General features: G+C 75.5%; 2 protein-coding genes. One reads left to right on the forward strand and one right to left on the reverse strand.

All coding sequences use genetic code 11. The annotated features are described in order from the left end of the window. Positions 1 to 6: 6 nt before the first annotated feature. The gene (locus ACLIYP_RS30045) at positions 7 to 618 is read right to left on the reverse strand and encodes a bifunctional DNA primase/polymerase (protein ID WP_412716236.1); all 612 of its coding nucleotides are present in this window, start codon (positions 616 to 618) and stop codon (positions 7 to 9) included. 430 nt (positions 619 to 1,048) lie between these two features. Here ACLIYP_RS30045 and ACLIYP_RS30050 point away from each other — a divergent pair, with 430 nt between their 5' ends. Continuing rightward, entirely contained in the window at positions 1,049 to 2,434 is a 1,386-nt protein-coding gene (locus ACLIYP_RS30050; RefSeq protein ID WP_412716235.1) for a transcriptional regulator, read from the forward strand. The last annotated feature ends 477 nt before the right edge of the window (positions 2,435 to 2,911 follow it).

Below are 2,911 nucleotides of genomic sequence, written 5' to 3' on the forward strand. Positions count from 1 at the left end.
AGCCGGTCAGCGCGCGCGTGCCGCGGCGGCGTCGCGGCCGCAGGCGTAGGCCAGCGGCCGGACGATCTCCTCGGCGTCGGGGAGCCGTCGCCCGGCGGCCTCCGGCTGCCGTACCCACAGCACCGCGCCGCGGGTGCCCACCCGGGTCGGCGGGGCCGCCACCCAGTCGCCGTCGCCCCGCGCGGTCATGTCGACGCCGCTCGGTGACCAGCCCAGTCCCCGCACCAGGTCCGGCAGCCTGGCCGCGCCCCCGGGCAGGACGAGGAAGAGCATCCGCCCGTCCGGGGTGCCGGTGACCGGGCCGGCCGCCAGGCCCATGCGCTCCATCCGGGCCAGGGCCAGGCAGCCCGTGGTCTCCGGCACCTCGATCGCGTCGAAGGACCGCCCGGTCGGCAGCAGTACCGACGCGTGGGGCCGGTCGGCCCACATGCGGCGCACGGCCGTGGCGCCACCGGTGGCCTGCGCCGCCCAGTCGGGGCGCACGGGGTGTGCGCCGGGCGCCCCGCAGTCCGCCGCACCGCACGAGCAGCGCGGTATGCCCCCGGCGGTCTCGAGCCATGCGCCGGGGAACACGTCCCACAGCTGTTCCCTCGTGTAGCGCACCGCGTGCTCGACCATCGGGCTCTGCGGGCCAGGGGCGGGCGGCGCGCCGCCGTGCCGTCCGGTGACGCCGGGACCTGCCGCGACCGCGGTTGTCGCTGTTGTGATGTTCATGAGCTCCTCCACGATGATCACAACTTCCGCCGTGACGAAGGGTTACGGCTTGGGGATCGATTCGTCCGAGGCATCGTTCCGGCACGTGGGGCGCACAGGTGCACGGGCGGGGGCGCGTGCATGAACGGACGGCCTTGGGTGGGTAGTTCCCTGTGCGGCGCGACGCCGGAAATCTTGGCATATGCGCCCGGCAGTGCGGTCGAGGCGCCCGGAGCACCCGGAGCGCCCGGACCGGGCGGAGCAGGCAGACAGTCGCAAGAGCAGCCGCAGCGGACGGCGCGGCCGGGAAGGGCGGCGCCGTCAGGACAGGCGGCACGCAGAGGGAGGGGACCGTATGGCCGCGAGGCCGCTGGTCGCACGACAGCCGAACGAACGGCTGCAGGCACTCATCCAGGAGGCAGGCTGTTCCAACGCCGGGCTGGCCCGCCGCGTCAACATGTGCGGGGCGGAGCAGGGGCTCGACCTGCGCTACGACAAGACCTCCGTCGCCCGCTGGCTGCGCGGCCAGCAGCCGCGCGGCCGGGCGCCGGCGGTCATCGCCGAGGCGCTGGGGCGCAAGCTCGGCCGGACGGTGACGGTCGAGGAGATCGGCATGGCGGGCGGCCGGAACATGGCCGCCGGGGTCGGCCTCCGGTTCGCGCCCACCGTCTCCGGCGCCGTCGAGCAGGCGAGCGAGCTGTGGCGCAGCGACGTGGGGCGCCGCGATCTGCTCGCCGCGCGGTCGGGGGCGTTCTCCGCGCTCGTCGAGCCCAGCCGCGACTGGCTCATCTCCGCCCCGGACCCCGAGGTGGAGCGCCGCACCGGCCCGAGGGTGGGGGCGTCGGACGTCGCGGCCGTACGGGACACCACCGCGGCGCTTTCGGAGCTGGACCACCGCTACGGCAGCGGGCATGTGCGGCCGGTCGTCGTCCACTACCTCAACAGCGTGGTCTCCGGGCTGCTGACGGGCTCCTACACGGAGGCGGTGGGGCGCGAGCTGTTCGCCGCGGTCGCCCGGCTGACCGAACTCGCCGGCTACATGGCCGTGGACACCGGGCAGCCCGGCCTGGCCCAGCGGTACTACATCCAGGCGCTGCGGCTGGCCCAGGCCGCGGACGACCGCGCGTACGGCGGCTACGTGCTCGCCGCGGGCATGAGCCACCTCGCGGCCTCGCTGGGCACCCCCCGGGAGATAGCCCAGCTCGCGAGAGCCGCCCAGGAGGGCACGAGGGGCCGGGTGACCCCGAGGGCGCAGGCGATGTTCCACGCGGCGGAGGCGCGCGGCCACGCGCTGATGGGCGACGCCCGCACCTGCCAGCTCGCAGCGGGGCGGGCACTGGCCGCGTTCGACCGGGCGGAGTCGGCGACGGACGCGGGCGACGACCCGGAGTGGATCGGCCACTTCGACGCCGCCTACCTGGCCGACGAGCTCGCCCACTGTCACCGGGACCTGAACCAGCCCACCCCCGCCCAGCGCCGCGCCGAGGAGGCCCTGGCGGGGCACCCGGAGCGGCGTGCGCGGCGGCGGGCGATCGACCTGCTGCTGCTCGCCACCGCGCGGCTCCAGCAGCGTGAGCTGGAACACGCCTGCCACACGGGGGCGCAGGCGGCCGAGCTGCTGAACGGCCTGCGCTCGCAGAGGGGTTCGGAGTACCTGGAGGACTTCCGGGCGCGGCTGGAACCCCACCGGGAGGAGCCCGTGGTCAGGGAGTTCGCGCAGCGGCTGGAGCCGGCGGCGTGAGGTGAGCGGGGACGGGGCGGCACGAGGCGGCGAGGAAGGCCGGGAAGGCGGGAAAGACCGGGAAGGCCGGGAAGGAGGGGAAGGCCGGGAAGGGAGAGGATGAGGTTTCGCCCCAGCCGATGGTGGGGAGAATGTGCAGCCCTCCTGGGGGCGTGGTCGACCGTGTGAATGACCGGGTAGCGTGAGCCGACGAATTCGCAGTCGTGTTTTGGTAGTCAGGCGAACGAGGAGTCCCGGTGACGACGCACAGCCGACAGGGCGACGAGGCGCGTGAGGGTGTTGTCCTGCCGTCGAACGGTGACCGGTGGACTCCCGGTCACGGCGACTCCCAGGTGAGCCCGCCGGCGGGGCAGCCCTGGGGCCAGCCGTGGGGGCCTGCCGCCCCGTCCGGGCAGCAGGGGCAGCCGGCCCCGCCCCCGGGCGGGCCGGCGCCCCAGCCGCAGTACCAGCCGCCGAGCCCTCCGCCGCAGCCCCCGG

It is taken from the genome of Streptomyces nanhaiensis, assembly GCF_046614825.1.
GTDB classification, from domain to species: domain Bacteria; phylum Actinomycetota; class Actinomycetes; order Streptomycetales; family Streptomycetaceae; genus Streptomyces; species Streptomyces radiopugnans.